Here is a 15,707-nt window from a genome sequence, read left to right on the forward strand (position 1 = left end):
TTTCCTCTCCTCTATCACTCTAAAATAATTTTTTCACCGCGTTGCGGCAATATTCTTTCACCATACGGATTCACCAGATTTTCTGGTTTCAGCGTATGGATTGGAACCAATCGTTGGGGCTCGATCCATGCAATGATCTGATCTAAATCAGCTGGTTTCGCATGTCCCGAGTTTGGCAAACGGACAAATTCGATCTCCAGTGCTGCCAATTGATCCAAAAAGACTTGATAAGCTGGATCAAAATCGCCTAACGGCTGCGCATCACTGTGAATATACAAACCACCCGTCTGCAAGTTTTCAAAATGCGCGACTGCTTGCCAAAGGTACTGGCTCGTGTCGGCACATAATGCCTGATAAGAAATGGCGAAGGCTGGATCGAGAGTCGCTGGTACTTGATCATCGATCGTATAGAACGGTACATCTTTATTGAAAATTTCTTTCAACAAAGCAGCTTGCGTCGCCTCTAAAACAACCGTCCGCGGCGCGGCTTCAACAAGCGCCATAAAGCGCTCGACATTGGCTGGATAGCCATTGAAAGTAATTTGTCGTTGGGGATTTTCTTTGACCAAACGCACGAAGGTCTCGATCAATTCTGTTTCACTTTCCACTGTGATCGCTTTGGGGTCCGGTTCTCTTTCTGGAAAGCTGATGCTGACCCCTTCCATCATCAATAGATCCGTGTGTTTGGCTAACTGACAGAATTCTTTGGTACGCTCTGGATGATAGCCATGCAAACGCAAATCACCGGTATAAGCGATAAAATGATCTGGCGTGCGAATCAACAAAGCTGCCGCACCGTACGCATCATGATCGACTGGAATGATCTCGACTTCGATTTCCCCGACCCGAATCACATCATGAGGTTCTAAGCCGATCAATTCACGGACAAAGCTTTTTTCTTCATGAGGAACGGGCAGCAAGAAGTCCCCTTTTTGATTCAACACTTCGAGGATCGCTTTGGTTTCCTTCAAGGTGTACATAGGAATATTTGGGTCTAAAAAGTTGATCATCTTGGAATGGTCCAGATGAGCGTGGGAAAGAAAAACTGCTGTTTCTTGGTATTCTTTCGTTTCGCTTCCTTGGTACGTGTAGTCTAAGCGTGGATCGTAAACATTTTTCAGTTCTGGTATCCAGCGATGCGCAACTAACGTTTGTAATTCTTCATCTGGTAAGGGTGTTTCTGGATGATACTCCGAACCGAAGTCAAAAAAGATATGGGCATCTTTGTACGCAACTTCGATGACGGTCCCTCCAATCGTTAAGATCCCGCTATGAAAGGTAATCGTCGTTTTATCCTTTGATGCCATCTTTAGCCACTCCTTTGATAATTTCTTTTCTAAAGATCAAGTAAATGATCAGAATTGGAATGACGGTCAAGGTCGCTGCCGCCATTTGTAAATGAACGTCACTGCCGCTTTCTGTGGTAAAGGCAGCCAATCCATTATTTAAGAGACGGTATTTTTTCTCATTCGTCACTAACAACGGCCATAAGAAAGAATTCCAGCTAGAGATGAACGTCAGAATCCCGACTGTCACTAAGGCTGGTTTAGACATGGGGATCAAAATTCGGCGGATATAAGCTAGGTCGCTGGCACCGTCAATTTTGGCTGCCTTATAAAAGGTATTAGAAATACTTTGTAAATAACCGTTTAAATAATAGATGTAAAAAATACTGGTCAGAAAGGGAATGATCAACGCACTATACGTATTCAATAAGCCCATTCGCGCAATCGTATTGTAATTGGTGAAAATGATCGATTCATAAGGAACCATCAATAACGAGATCATCAATCCGATAACTAACCGTTTGTATTTGAATTCAAGACTAGTCAATGCAAAGGCAGCTAGAATCGCAGTGATCAGCGTCGCGATAGTCGTCACCGCGGAAACGAAGACCGTATTGAAGAAGTAGCGTAAAAACGGTGCTCGGGTAAAAACTTCCCCGTAGTTGCTCCACTGGAAAGACTCTGGCATGATCGTCGGTGGAATACTGGTTGCTTCACTGTAGGTCATTAGACCAGCTAAAATCATATAGACAAAGGGAAACAGCGTGATCACTGCTAAAATTGCTAAAAACAGCATCGAAACAATCGTGACAATTTTTTTCATTCGTTTATTCGCCCACTTTCTTCAAAAGTTTATTTTGGATAAAGGTGACGAGCAAAATAATGATGAACAAGATCACGGTTGCCGCCATTGCAATCCCCGGACGTCCGGCGATATGGAATTTGTCATAAATATAAAAGACTGCCGTGGTTGCACTGCGGGCGATCCCTGGCTGTCCGCCAAACAAGGCATATACTTGAGTATAGACTTTAAATGCACTGATCAGATTGACCGTTAACAAGAAGGCAAAAGTCGGGATCAACTGCGGAAAGGTGATTTTCCTAAAAATCTCGCCATCGGTGGCGCCAAACATTTTTGCGATTTTGTAGTGTTCTTTGTCGATGTTGCGCATTCCTGCCAACAAGATAATAATGTTGAAGGCGAGGCTCGTCCAAACGCCAAAGATGATCAAGGTCGTCATACTCATATTGACATTATCCAGCCAGTTGACTGGTGGAATGCCGACAAGACTCAACAAATAGTTGATGATCCCGTAAGAGCCATTGAAAAAGTAGCGAAACACGATCCCGATGGCAATCGTACTCGTGACATAAGGCATAAAAAAGATCGTTTCAAAAAAACTTTTGTATTTGACTTTTTCAAAAATGATCCACGCAATCGCTAAAGAAAGGATCAACGCGATCGGTACGACCGCAAAAGCAAAGAGCGCCGTATTTTGCAGTGCTCGAAAGAAGACTGGGTCCGTTAAAACCCTTTGATAGTTCTCAAGCCCAGCATACTGTTGGTTAATCAAGGTTCCTTTTTGGAAACTCATGATGAAGGAACGAAACAGCGGATATACACTGAATAAGAAAATAATGACCAATGAAGGCAGTAAAAACAGCCATGCTTTCGGTTGGTTCTCAGGGTTATAATTTTTTTTGAACATTAGTAGACCCGCTCTCCTTTTTCATCAAAGATAAAGGCTTTTTTGTAATGAAAATCAAATGACACTTGCGCGCCTTCTTCAATGATTTCTTCAATACTAACGATCGATTTCATATGTTTGTCAGCCAGATCAAAGTTCAAGATTCGTTCTCGTCCGATCAGCTCCACACTCTTGACTTCCGTTTGGAACAAACCTGCTTGCAAGGTGGTCAGCACATCTTCTGGACGAATGCCTAACGTGTATTGGCCGTCTGTTAATGGTTTCTTGAAGCGAAGGTCAGTAAAACGGTCAACTGGTACAGTGAAGGCAGGATGGATCATTTGACCATCTTTGACTTCTACTGGCAAGATGTTGATGATTGGATTACCGATGAATTTCGCTACAAAAAGATTGTTTGGTTCTAAGTAAAGGTTTTGCGGATCATCATTTTGTTGAATGATCCCCTCGTTCATCAAGATGATCTTATCACTGATAGAAAGAGCTTCTTCTTGGTCATGGGTCACGAAGATCGTGGTGATGCCCACTTCTTTGACTAACCGACGGATCTCTTCACGGATCTTCAAGCGCAAACGGGCATCTAAGTTACTTAATGGTTCATCCAGTAGTAAGACTTCTGGACTTTGCACCAAGGCACGCGTGATCGCTACCCGTTGCTGCTGTCCGCCAGAAAGGGTTCCTGGTTTTTTCTGACTTAACTCTTCAATATTGGTCAGTTTCATGAACTTTTCAGCAATTTTCTGTGCTTCGTTTTTCTTGATCTTTTTCTCTCCGACTGTCAGTGGAAACATGACATTTTCTAAAACAGTCATATGGGGATAAAGGGCATAATTCTGAAAAACAAACCCGATATTGCGGTCTTTTGGCTCGGTCTTAACAACGGAAGAACCATTAAAGCGGATATCGCCATCGGTGGGACTCAACAACCCCGCGATCAAATTCAATATCGTCGATTTCCCACAACCACTTGGTCCCAACAAACAAACCAAATCGCCTTTTTCTATTGTAAAATCTACTGCTTTCAAGGCTTCAAACTTATTATCGAAAACCTTCTTCAACCCGACTACTTCTATCAAAACTGCCCCTCCATTTTCTCTTTTTCCTCCGAATAGTTGACTGGCATTTCAAGTCACAAAAAAAACGAACTCTTGATGTTTCGGTCAAACGCTCAAAGAAATTCGATTTTAATCATAACAAACGAATGTTTTTATTCGATACCATTATTGTAAATGTTTTGTAAAAATCATTGGGAATTATGAAAGAATTTTTAATTAATTTACCTTTTAATGAGAAAACAATGAGCCAAACAACGCAGTTTCTAGCCAGTAAACACGAACATTTTACTGTTTTTAGAAAATTTTCATGAAAAACGGGTAAAAATTATCAAACCTTTAGTATCCATTGATATTAACACTATTTTTACGCGACTTTTTGTCCAAAAGCACCTTTAGTAATTGTTTACTAAGACCATCAGTATTTCTTCTTTTAAAATAACAAAAAAAGGATGATTATTTAAAAAAACAATCATCCTTTTTCATTCTATCCTTCGCCTCAGTCACCCGTCAGCGTCAGCAATTTCGTTGAAACTTGCTCAAGAAAATAACGGTCGTGTTCAATGATCAGCATAGAAGGCTCCACCAAATGGATCACTTCCTCTAATTGCTTCTGATTGAAGACGTCCAAATAATTTAGCGGTTCATCCCAGATAAACAATTCTGCTGGTGTCGCTAATGATTTGGCTAGTTCCACGCGTTTACGCTGCCCCATGCTCATTTGCTGGATCGGCGTTTGAAAGACAGCTCTTTCCAAGCCAAGCTTTTTTAAGTTATTTAGCAGATCTTGATAATTCAAGCCATGCTCTTGGGCAAATTCTGTCAGCATCCCACAGTTGTCCTCGTAGTTTTGTCGGACATAACTGATGGTGATCCCATGGGCTGTTTTGATCGTCCCTGTCTGCTGTCCATCGAAAGTACCTAAAATACTCGCAATCAAACTGGACTTGCCAGATCCGTTGGCCCCTTGAATCCCCAAGCGCTCTTTTTGACGGATCGCAAACGTCAGCGGTTTAAACAAAGGCTGCTCATAGCCGAGCTGAAAATGCTCTGCTTCCAGCAACACATCATGATGGCTAACAAGCGGAGTCATTTTCAGAGGATCAATCCACTCAATGTCTTTTAACAACGCAGACTTGTCTTGAATTTGATCTTCCATCCGTTTAACGATCGCTTTCGAGCGCTTCATGGTCCGTGCCGCTCGGGCACCGATCGCCCCCGTATCAAAGATTGCCCCGCTGCCTTTTTTGGTCGGCGACCCTAATTTGTCCCGTTCCCGTCCTCGGGACCACTCCGCTTTCTCGGCTGCCGTCTGCTTCAAACGACCGATTTCTTTTTTCAACTTGCTGTTTTGTTCTTGCTCATACGCATCTTTTTGCTGCTTTTGCAGCTCATAGACTGAATAATTCCCTTTGTACAGCACCAAGCGGCTTTTTTCGATCGCCAATACATGATCGACGACTTCATCGACAAACTGTCGGTCATGGCTCACAACGATAAACCCGGTTTTTTGCTGCAAATAGCGGGCAACATGTTCGCGAGCAGTCACATCCAAATGGTTGGTTGGTTCATCGATCAAAGGAAAATTCTCTTCATCAACGAACAACCGCGCCAACAGGACTTTCGTTTGCTCGCCGCCAGATAAAGTGGCAAAGGGCCGCCAAAGAACTTCTGGATCAAGCTGCAGCAGGTTCAATTCCCGTTCCAAACGCCACTGCTCAAATTCGCCAGATTCCTGTAAAACAAAAAGCGTCAGTTGCTGATCGTCAGCGACGGTTAAGGGAAAATAAACGAATTGCTGCTCATGGGTGATCGAGCCGCTATAAGGCAATTCATTGAGCAGCAAACGCAGCAAGGTCGTTTTGCCGCGACCATTTCTGCCAATCAACCCTAATTTCCATTGTGTATCAAGGTTCAAGTTGGCATCCTCAAAAAGCAACCGTTCTTGGCTGTCAAAGCCAAAAGTTAAATGATTAATACTGATATTCGACATAAATATACCTCATCTCTATTCACGGAATAGAGTAGACCTAATGCTATTTTCAGAATCAGTTTTTAGAGGTACACAAAAAGATCCCCCATCGAAAAAGTCAACCAATCCTGAAAATCTGCAGACTATCCCCTTGGAGGAACAGTTTCATGCAGCTTTCAACAAATTGGTTAATTTTTCAATGGAGGATCCCTCATTTCGTTTAATAGTGCCCTAAGTATAGCATTGATCGGCAAAAAAGCGCAAGTTCAGTACCCCCTGCTGCTTTTCCTTTATATTTTATTCACAAACTAAACCCGTTATCGCTGGAAACGTTTCATTAAAAAACACTTGAAACACAAAAAAACCATCAGGTTGGTTAGTCCTGATGGCAAAAGGAGTAAAATGAAAAATAAAAAGGTTGTTGGTTGTGAATTCATTATACCTCCGATAAAAAAACTTTACATGTGAAAAACATAACAGTTAAATTAAATAACTCTTGTTTAACTTGAATGTTTATCATTTTTTTAACAATAAAGCCGTCATCCGTTGAATGGCAAAAGAAATTTCGTCGGTTGCTTCATCTTGCTTGGCTTCTGCCGCATCAAAGGCTTCTTGGTCGATTTTGTTATCGAGACTCAAAATCATCTCATCACAGCCAGCAACATATTTCATATACGCCCGTTCGAATTTTTTATGGATCCCCATCACATTCGCTGGGGGACGCAATTTGCTGATTTTTTCCAGCATCAAGCGGTATTTGTCCGTGCCTTCTTTAAAAATTCTGGTAATCTCAGCTAGCCGCTCAGGTGTTACCTCGGCTTCTTTCTTCTCGTCGATCGCTTTGCGGATCTCTTCATAATTGGGATTCATTTTCTCCCCGATCGCTTCTGTTTCTTTGACAAGATCGTTGATTGTTTGTACATAAAAACCTAAGTTTGGTCGCACAGTGGGTCCCCTACTTTCTTTGTTATTATCTCCTATTTTACCGTTTCTTACTGCAAATGAAAAGGTCAAGTAACAGCCGCAGGGTTTATCGAAAATAAGCCAGCAAAAAAGGCCTGCTGCCCAGTGAGAAGGACAGCAGACCATTGATTGTTTTTCCGTTTATTTTTGGCTTATTTGCGTCCCATTGCTCGTTGGATCGCTTTGACGATCTCAACGACTGGAATGATCGCAAAGGAGGCGCCTAAAACGATGCCCCATTGATACAAGTCAAGGTGTGCAACACGGAAGATATCATTTAATCCTGGCACGATGAAGATCACCAGCATCAACGCAAAGGACAACAGGATCGCCCAGTTGAAGGCTTTGTTTCTAAATGCCCCTACTTTAAAGAGCGACTGATGGATCGATTTGACGTTGAAGGCATGGAACAACTGCATCAATCCTAACGTGGCAAAGGCCATCGTTAAGGCATCGGCATGGATCGCATCGTACGTATTGTGAACGGGCCATTGGATCGCTGACCAATAAACGAACAGCACGGTTGCCGCTTCTAAGATCCCTTGGTAGATGATACTGCTCATCACACCACCAGAGAAGAAGTTGGAACTGCGTCCCCGCGGTGCATGTTTCATTAGATCTTTTTCAGCAGGCTCCATTCCTAAAGCAATTGCTGGGAAGGTATCCGTTACTAGGTTGATCCAAAGCAAGTGGATCGGCAATAGCGAGTCCCAACCCCACAAGGTTGCTAAGAACAAGGTCAAAACTTCCCCTAGGTTAGCGGCTAGCAAGTATTGAATCGCTTTTTGAATATTGGAGAAGACTTTTCGTCCTTCTTCCACTGCTACGACGATCGTAGCGAAGTTGTCATCTGCTAGGACCATATCGGAAGCACCTTTAGAAACTTCGGTACCTGTGATCCCCATGCCGACACCAATATCGGCTTGCTTCAGTGACGGTGCATCGTTGACCCCGTCACCAGTCATGGCAACGACTTTGCCTTCTTGTTGCCAAGCTTTGACGATCCGAACTTTATGTTCAGGTGATACCCGTGCATAGACTGAGTAGTTCGCTACCTTTTGGGCAAACTCTTCTTCGCTCATTTTATTGAGTTCAGCGCCAGTCAAGACGGCATCATCATCGCCCGGTTTGATGATCCCTAAACGTCCCGCAATGGCTTCAGCTGTATCGCGGTGGTCTCCGGTGATCATGATTGGACGAATCCCAGCTTCTTTGGCTAAACGTACCGCATCGGCTGCTTCTGCCCGTTCTGGGTCGATCATTCCGACTAAGCCAGCAAAGACCAAATCATTTTCGACGATTTCTGATTCTAAGTTTTCTGGTACTTGGTCTACATATTTGTAGGCCATCCCCAATACCCGCAGTGCTTGTTTTGCCATATCGGTATTGTTGAATAAGATTTTTTCTTTTTCTTCATTGGTCATCGGCAGCTCTTGGCCGTCCAGTAGTACTTTTGAGGTTCTGCCTAGCAAGACATCTGGTGCGCCTTTGACAGCAACTAAATAGCGACCGTCTTCTTTTTGGTGGATCGTACTCATAAGTTTTCGGTCAGAATCAAATGGCAAATCTGCTACCCGTGGTTCTTGATTGACAAGATCTCGCACATGGAATCCTTGATCCATCCCGAATTGCACCAATGCGGTCTCGGTCGGATCACCGATCAAGTTGCCTTCTTCACCAAATTTTGTATCATTGGCAAAGTTCATGACTTTTAATGCCATGTTGTCTAACGGAATATCTTCTGAAGCAGCATGTTGCTTGTCATTGACATACAATTTTTCCACGGTCATTTGATTCAACGTCAACGTACCAGTTTTATCAGAAGCGATAATATCGGTTGCCCCAAGGGTTTCAACCGCTGGCAATTTACGGATCACTGCATTTCGTTTCGCCATTACTTGCGTACCTAAGGCTAAGATGATCGTTACGATCGCTGGCAGCCCTTCTGGGATCGCCGCTACTGCTAATGAGATCGACGTCAATAGCATGTCGACCCATGAGGTATTGTTAAAGATCGTTCCAACAAAGAACATGACCACTGCAATGATAATGATGGCGATCGTCAGGAATTTTCCTAGTTCATTTAAGTTACGCTTCAACGGTGTTTCGGTTTCTTGGGCGCTAGCCAACATGCCAGCGATTTTCCCAACTTCAGTTCCCATCCCTGTATTGACCACGACCCCTTTTCCGCGGCCATAGGTCACATTACTGTTTGAGTACGCCATATTGACGCGATCGCCGATCCCGACATCCGTCCCTTCGATGACGGTCAATTCTTTTTCGACTGGTACGGACTCACCGGTCAAAGCAGCTTCTTCAATTTTTAAAGAACTTGCTTCTAAAAGGCGTAAATCTGCCGGTACGACATCGCCAGCTTCTAACAGGACAATATCCCCCGGAACCAATTCATCACTCTTAATCGTGACGGTATGACCATTACGCAAGACATTGGCATTTGGGGTGGACATTTCTCTTAGCGCTTCGATGGCCTGCTCCGCCTTCGCCTCTTGAACGACACCCATGATCGCGTTGATAATGACAACTGCTAAAATAATAATTGAGTCCACGACTTCATGGGAAACGACTGCTGAGATAATCGCCGCCGCTAGCAAAACGATGATCATCAAATCTTTGAATTGTTCAAAGAATTTTTGTACCATCGATTTCTTTTTGCCTTCTTCTAATTCGTTGGGACCGTACTCAGATAAGCGTTTTTGTGCTTCATCGTTCGTTAATCCATTGGCATCTGTTTGCATTTCTTCCAGAACATGCTGCGCTTCTTGCGCATAAAACGCCTGCGATAGCTGTTCCTTTTTGTTTTCTTCTGACATGTTTCTCCTCCTTTTATATTTACTCTTCCTTTATTGTACATGATATGAAAAAAAATAGACTTATGTATGCACTGTCTAAGCATACATAAGTCTCACTGTTTAAGACAGCACCAGAAATTTCTTTCAGGATGGTGATACTGCCGCAGATGAAATCCGCCAATTACTCCCTCATGTTCATGTCAATAACCTACATTATACAAAAACTTTTCAGGTCTGGCAATTTTATTTTTGCTGAAACTAGCAGAAGGATTTCTCCTAAGAATCAGGCGATGATCGAGCCGTTTGGCATGCCTTTTGGTGCTTCCACGATTTGCAGACGACCGTCATTGTCTTCTGCTGAAAGGATCATTCCTTGGCTGACTTGTCCCCGCATTTTCCGCGGTTTCAAGTTAGCAACGATCACGACTTTTTTACCGATCAAATCTTGCGGTTCTGGATAAAATTCAGCGATCCCCGATAAAATTTGACGATCTTGATCATCTCCCGCAGCTAAGCGGAATTGCAGCAACTTGTCGGCGCCTTTGACTTTTTGACAGTCAACGACTTCTGCCACTTTTAATTCGATCTTGTCGAAGTCTTCGTATTTGATCTCGGCTTTTTCGGATTGCAATGTGGTTTCTTCTGGATTCCATTTGACTGTTTCTTCTGGACTTTGCGTCCCTTCAGCCATTTTCTTTTGGATGTAGACTACTTCTGTTTCAAGTTCCAAACGAGGGAAAATCGGTGTGCCTTTGGCAACGACTTTCGTGCCGCTTGGAAATTCACCAAAGCGTAAATCTTTCAAATCCATGGCAACAGAAGCCAGTCCTAATTGTTGGAAAATATTGGCTGGTGTTTCTGTCATCACCGGTTGCAATAAGATCGCAACGATGCGTAAGCTTTCCGCTAAATGAACCATTACACTGTTTAATTCAGCACGCTTTTCTTCTTCTTTGGCTAATACCCATGGTTGAGTTTCGTCAATGTATTTGTTGGCACGGGAGATCAACGTCCATACTTCTGACAATGCCGTACTGAATTCCATTTTATCCATGGCTTCATGGTAACGACCAACAACATTGGCAGCAGTCGTTGACAGCTCGCTATCAAAAGGCGTCACTTTTGAGGCATAATCTGGGACTAAGCCATCACAATATTTATTGATCATAGCGATCGTCCGATTCAACAGGTTGCCTAAGTCATTGGCTAGATCGTAGTTCAAACGAGAAACGAAATCTTCTGGTGTAAACACACCATCGCTGCCAAAAGGAACCGCCCGTAAGAGGTAATAACGCAACGCATCTAAGCTGTAGCGCTCCACTAACATTTCTGGATAAACGACATTGCCTTTAGATTTCGACATCTTGCCGTCTTTCATCATCAACCAGCCATGGCCAAAGATTTTTTTCGGCAATGGCAAGTCTAATGCCATCAGCATGATTGGCCAATAGATCGTATGGAAACGCACGATTTCTTTCCCAACCATATGCACGTCAGCTGGCCAGTATTTTTGGAACAAGGAATCGTCGTCTGAGCCATAGCCTAATGCCGTAATATAGTTGGATAACGCATCGATCCACACATACACCACGTGTTCAGGGCTAGCAGTGACTGGGATGCCCCATTTAAAGGTCGTTCTGGAAACAGCCAGGTCTTCTAAGCCTGGTTTGATGAAATTATTCAGCATTTCATTTTTACGTGATTCTGGTTGAATGAACTCTGGGTGCTCATCATAGTATTCAACCAAACGATCGGCATATTTGCTCATGCGGAAGAAATAAGAAGATTCCTTCACCAATTCTACCTCATGACCGCTTGGCGCTTTACCGCCGATGACTTTGCCCTCTTCATCTCGGTAAACTTCTGCTAATTGCGTTTCAGTAAAGTATTCTTCATCAGAAACGGAATACCACCCTTCATATTCACCAAGATAGATATCTCCTTGATCAAGCAATTGCTGGAAGATTTTTTGAACGGCTTTTTTATGGTAATCATCCGTTGTACGGATAAATTTATCGTAACTGATGTCTAGTGTGTTCCATAGTTTCTTGACGTCAGCTGCCATTTTATCGACGTATTCTTGCGGATCTACGCCAAGTTCTTCTGCTTTTTTCTCGATTTTTTGACCGTGCTCATCGACACCCGTCAAATAAAAGACATCAAAGCCCATCAATCGTTTGTATCGTGCTACCGCATCACAAGCGATCGTCGTGTAAGAATTCCCGATATGCAGCTTGCCGCTTGGATAATAAATTGGCGTCGTAATATAGAATGTTTCTTTTTCAGCCATGGACGCAAGTCCTCCTTTTCACTAGTAAAGTGTATACTTAGGTAGTATACAGTTCGCAACCCAAAAATGCTATAATTTTAATCAAAAAAGCGGATAACCTAAGACCTTTTTCCATGGTCTACAAGGAACAAAGGAATCGCTTTGCTCCTTAATACGCAGCAAATAAACCAGCAGATTTGAGCATTTCTTTTCTACTAGTTATCATAGCGCAGATAGCCGTTCACTTCAATGTTCTAGGGGAAGAATCTGATCCTGACAACGAATCTCTTAGGAAATAAAGGTGTTTTATCTCTCTTTGATTAACAGGTGCTTCTTTTGCTATAATGAGGAAGACTTCACTTATAGAAAGGAACGCTATGACTCGAAAAAACAAACAGCATTTTTTGCTTTTAACTGTGCTTTCTGTGGGACACTTGCTTTTTTCAACCCCAAGTTACCCCTTTTTGTTTGCGTACTTCAATAGCCATGATTATGCTGCGCTCTTTGCAACAGCGATGGCAGTCCTCCGTGTGCTTTTTTTGCTCTGGATCGCTCTTTGGGGCTATTCAGCACTCAAAGAACACCCGCCGTCTTCTTGGCTTTATCTCGCATTATTTTTCCTTAATTTGATCGTTCCTTATTTTTTCCGTTAAGGAAAACCGTCGCGTTCAGCTACTTACTTTATCTAAGGCAGGAGAAACCAATGAAAGAATTTACCTCAAAATCAGCTGAAAAACACTACTATGAAAAAGAAGCGTCAGAAGCAGAGTTTCTTACATGGTATCAGGCGCAAGATCAGCCGAAATACGAGAAACCTTCCGTAACCGTCGATATGGTTTTGATGTGTTACAACAAAGAAGAAGAACAATTAAAAATTGCGCTGATCCAAAGAAAAGGCCACCCTTTCCGTAATTCTTGGGCATTGCCGGGAGGCTTCGTCAATCCCAATGAATCGACGGGGCAAAGTGTGATCCGTGAGACGCAAGAAGAGATCGGGGTCACCATCTCCAAGCAAAACATCGAACAGCTGCATACCTTCAGCACCCCAGATCGCGATCCTCGCGGTTGGGTGATCACCGTCAGCTATTTGGCTTTTATCGGTGAAGAACCCTTAAGTGCCGGTGACGATGCGAACCAAGTACGCTGGTTCTCTTTAGAAAGAAAAGCCAATCAAATTTATTTGACCAGCGGCGAGATCGAGATCATTCTTGACCTAGTGACTGGCGCCTCTGTTGGAAAAGATACGTTGGCTTTTGACCACAGCGCGATCATCCTCAAAGCTTTCAAACGGGTTGCCAACAAGATGGAACACGAGCCACAAGTGCTGCTCGTGTTAGGCAAAGACTTTACGATCACGGAAGCCCGTAAAGTATTCGCCAAGTTTTTAGGGATCGATTTTAAAATGATCGATCATTCCAACTTTAAAAAATCCATGCTCCAATATTTTACGGAAGTTGGCGAAAAGCCCGTCGGCATCGGGCGTCCCTCAAAGATCTATCGCTTAAATGACGCATTTTTAGGTGACAAAATGTAAAAAAATACAACCCCCTGTCAGACCGTAGTTTGGCAGGGGGTTGCTGGTTAATCATAATTAGTGAACGTGGTTCCTAGAAACAAAAATCAGAAAGATTTTTTCTATACCCTAGGCGATCCCTGGCGTTCCTTCCAGTTCAAGCGACTCAGCTGCTCATTTCGCCTGAGAGCCGTTCTAGCTTCTGTTGGTCCTGCGTATCCAACGTGACAAACCGCAGTTCTTTGCCGTACCACTGCGCTTTGTACTGGATTTTGCGAACGAATTGATGCCAATCACTGATGCTGTAATGACCAGCTTTTAAAACCGTATCTTCTGCGATTTGTTCCAAATAGATTGTATCGTACTGTTTTACGAGATGGTAGCTGACTTGATCGATGAATTCCCGCTTTTGACAGCAGTGAAAACGATAAAGGCGAGCGACCTTTCCTTTTAGCTTCTGATAATTTCGCGCCTGGGTCAAAAGGATTTTCTTCCGTTTGACCGCCGTCGCTTTCACCTGAAGTTTGCGTTCTGCTCGCGTCAGCTTTTGCTTCGTTTGGATGGCATGCTCACAGGTGATGGGTATCGGCTGGTTGGCTTTGACCAACTGCTGCGGATCATAAACAACAGCGACAGAGGCTTGCTGCTTCGGCAATGGCGGGATCTCTTCCAAGCAAAGGATCGAGATGTAAAACTCTTCGTTGTTTTTTGCTGAGATCGTTGCCGATTTGATCTTCCCTTTGATCGCCCGATGCTTTTTTACGGGAACCAATGTTTTAAGCTTTGGCAGCTTGATTTGATCGTCTTCAAAATAAATGGTGTGCTGCTGATTATTGGTGGTATACGATTGCCAGATACTTTTTTTGGTTTTCATTTTTGGAAAGCCAGCCCGCTTTTGAAAGTAATTTCGAAACGCTCGGTCCAGATTCCGTTGTGCATTCGCCAATGCCAAACTATCGGTCTCCTTCAAAAAAGGATACTCCTTTTTTAGTTTGGCTGGCGTCAACCCTTGCTTTGCTTCATTGTTGGCCAGCTCCTCCATCTTTGCCTCCAGCAGTTGATTGTACGTAAAACGTACACAGCCGAAGGTTTCGATGAAAAACTGTTTTTGCTGTCCATTAGGATAGATCCGAAATTTGTATGCTTTTAAAACACCCAGTTTCATCTCCTCCTAACACTCCCTATACCTTTGACGCTAGTTCCCCTTTTTTTGTGCTAACTTTTCTTGATAGATCTTGGCTTCTTTTTTCGTGGCATAAACGAAATGTCCTGGTGCGATCTCTTCCATTGCTCGTTCTTGGTTATCGTTTGGTTCGCTGACGTATTTGATCCGTTTGCGTTGACGCTCATGGTCAGGATCTGGCAGCGGAATCGCTGATAAAAGACTTTCAGTATACGGATGGACCCCGTAATGATAGATTTCATCGCTGGTGCCTACTTCTAGCAGTTTGCCGTTGTGCATCACGCCGATCCGATCGCTGATGTGTTTGACCATCGATAAATCATGGGCGATAAACAAGTACGTCAATTTATGTTCTTCTTGCAGATCTTGCAGCAAGTTGACGACTTGGGCTTGGATCGAAACATCCAATGCCGAGATTGGTTCATCACAGATGATGAATTTTGGATCGACGGCTAACGCGCGGGCGATCCCGATCCGCTGACGTTGTCCACCTGAAAATTCATGAGGATAACGGGTCCCGTGACTTGGGTTTAGTCCGACGGTTCGCAAAAGTTCATCCACCCGATCATTGCGTTCTTTTTCATTTTTGGCTAGTCCGTTGATATCGATCCCTTCGGCAATAATGTCCCGAACTTTCATCCGTGGATTCAAGGAAGCATAAGGATCTTGGAAGACCATTTGAACTTCTCGACGAAAATCAGCCAGTGGTTTCTTGCCTTTGATTTTCATAACATCTTGTCCATCAAAAAGAACTTCGCCTCCGGTAGGGTTATTCAAACGAATCACCGTCCGTCCAGTCGTCGATTTTCCGCTTCCGGATTCACCGACTAGACCAAAGGTTTCTCCTTCATAGATTTGGAAGGAGATATCATCGACGGCTTTGACTTCGTCTTTGCGGCCAACGTTAAAATATTGTTTGAGATTCTTTACTTCAAGTAAAACTTTTTCCAACC

The 15,707-nt window shown here is 43.4% G+C and carries 12 protein-coding genes; 2 read left to right on the plus strand and 10 right to left on the minus strand.

Annotated elements, in window-relative coordinates:
• Positions 1-14: 14 nt before the first annotated feature.
• The 8 genes from IGJ44_RS14600 to metG all read right to left on the minus strand — a co-directional run bounded on the left by IGJ44_RS14600 (position 15) and on the right by metG (position 12,079).
• Entirely contained in the window at positions 15-1,307 is a 1,293-nt protein-coding gene (locus tag IGJ44_RS14600) for an MBL fold metallo-hydrolase (RefSeq protein WP_005228016.1), read from the minus strand.
• Complete coding sequence (locus IGJ44_RS14605) at positions 1,291-2,109, minus strand: carbohydrate ABC transporter permease (RefSeq protein WP_005228015.1); 819 nt, start codon at positions 2,107-2,109, stop codon at positions 1,291-1,293. The genes IGJ44_RS14600 and IGJ44_RS14605 overlap by 17 nt, the downstream gene beginning before the upstream one ends.
• A 4-nt stretch (positions 2,110-2,113) precedes the next feature.
• A complete protein-coding gene (locus tag IGJ44_RS14610; protein ID WP_005228014.1) occupies positions 2,114-2,995 on the minus strand; it encodes a carbohydrate ABC transporter permease in 882 nt (293 codons plus the stop codon).
• Entirely contained in the window at positions 2,995-4,068 is a 1,074-nt protein-coding gene (locus IGJ44_RS14615; RefSeq protein ID WP_005228012.1) for an ABC transporter ATP-binding protein, read from the minus strand. Before IGJ44_RS14615 ends, IGJ44_RS14610 begins: the two co-directional genes overlap by 1 nt.
• 475 nt (positions 4,069-4,543) lie before the next feature.
• Positions 4,544-6,037: a ribosomal protection-like ABC-F family protein gene (abc-f, locus tag IGJ44_RS14620; protein WP_074536696.1), complete on the minus strand. Its 1,494-nt coding sequence runs from the start codon at positions 6,035-6,037 to the stop codon at positions 4,544-4,546.
• A 495-nt stretch (positions 6,038-6,532) separates the two neighbouring features.
• Positions 6,533-6,961 (minus strand): hypothetical protein, encoded by a 429-nt coding sequence (locus tag IGJ44_RS14625; protein WP_005228008.1) that lies wholly within the window; start codon positions 6,959-6,961, stop codon positions 6,533-6,535.
• Positions 6,962-7,131: 170 nt separating this feature from the next.
• On the minus strand, positions 7,132-9,810 hold the full coding sequence (locus IGJ44_RS14630) for a cation-translocating P-type ATPase (protein ID WP_430605891.1): 2,679 nt from the start codon (positions 9,808-9,810) through the stop codon (positions 7,132-7,134).
• Between the two features lie 262 nt (positions 9,811-10,072).
• On the minus strand, positions 10,073-12,079 hold the full coding sequence (gene metG, locus IGJ44_RS14635) for a methionine--tRNA ligase (protein WP_167827393.1): 2,007 nt from the start codon (positions 12,077-12,079) through the stop codon (positions 10,073-10,075).
• Positions 12,080-12,435: 356 nt separating this feature from the next.
• On the opposite strand from metG, the gene IGJ44_RS14640 reads away from it, so the two are divergent.
• Together IGJ44_RS14640 and IGJ44_RS14645 are read left to right on the plus strand one after the other, a co-directional pair.
• A complete protein-coding gene (locus tag IGJ44_RS14640) occupies positions 12,436-12,711 on the plus strand; it encodes a hypothetical protein (RefSeq protein WP_074536694.1) in 276 nt (91 codons plus the stop codon).
• 50 nt (positions 12,712-12,761) lie between these two features.
• Positions 12,762-13,592, plus strand: a complete 831-nt coding sequence (locus IGJ44_RS14645; protein ID WP_005228002.1) for an NUDIX domain-containing protein — start codon at positions 12,762-12,764, stop codon at positions 13,590-13,592.
• A 145-nt stretch (positions 13,593-13,737) separates the two neighbouring features.
• Here IGJ44_RS14645 and IGJ44_RS14650 read toward each other — a convergent pair whose 3' ends face one another.
• Positions 13,738-14,736, minus strand: coding sequence for an RNA-guided endonuclease TnpB family protein (locus tag IGJ44_RS14650; RefSeq protein ID WP_010749109.1), 999 nt, complete (start codon positions 14,734-14,736; stop codon positions 13,738-13,740).
• Positions 14,737-14,766: 30 nt separating this feature from the next.
• Positions 14,767-15,705 (minus strand): ABC transporter ATP-binding protein, encoded by a 939-nt coding sequence (locus IGJ44_RS14655; protein ID WP_005227998.1) that lies wholly within the window; start codon positions 15,703-15,705, stop codon positions 14,767-14,769.
• Between the last annotated feature and the right edge of the window lie 2 nt (positions 15,706-15,707).

The organism is Enterococcus sp. DIV1368d (genome assembly GCF_050542975.1).
GTDB lineage: Bacteria > Bacillota > Bacilli > Lactobacillales > Enterococcaceae > Enterococcus_D > Enterococcus_D casseliflavus.

What these genes read in the sequence shown, in the direction of transcription:
- IGJ44_RS14600 (WP_005228016.1), bottom strand. Translation starts at nt 1,307, where the DNA reads ATGGCATCAAAGGATAAAACGACGATTACCTTTCATAGCGGGATCTTA.
- IGJ44_RS14605 (WP_005228015.1), bottom strand. Translation starts at nt 2,109, where the DNA reads ATGAAAAAAATTGTCACGATTGTTTCGATGCTGTTTTTAGCAATTTTA.
- IGJ44_RS14610 (WP_005228014.1), bottom strand. Translation starts at nt 2,995, where the DNA reads ATGTTCAAAAAAAATTATAACCCTGAGAACCAACCGAAAGCATGGCTG.
- abc-f (WP_074536696.1), bottom strand. Translation starts at nt 6,037, where the DNA reads ATGTCGAATATCAGTATTAATCATTTAACTTTTGGCTTTGACAGCCAA.
- IGJ44_RS14630 (WP_430605891.1), bottom strand. Translation starts at nt 9,810, where the DNA reads ATGTCAGAAGAAAACAAAAAGGAACAGCTATCGCAGGCGTTTTATGCG.
- metG (WP_167827393.1), bottom strand. Translation starts at nt 12,079, where the DNA reads ATGGCTGAAAAAGAAACATTCTATATTACGACGCCAATTTATTATCCA.
- IGJ44_RS14640 (WP_074536694.1), top strand. Translation starts at nt 12,436, where the DNA reads ATGACTCGAAAAAACAAACAGCATTTTTTGCTTTTAACTGTGCTTTCT.
- IGJ44_RS14645 (WP_005228002.1), top strand. Translation starts at nt 12,762, where the DNA reads ATGAAAGAATTTACCTCAAAATCAGCTGAAAAACACTACTATGAAAAA.
- IGJ44_RS14650 (WP_010749109.1), bottom strand. Translation starts at nt 14,736, where the DNA reads ATGAAACTGGGTGTTTTAAAAGCATACAAATTTCGGATCTATCCTAAT.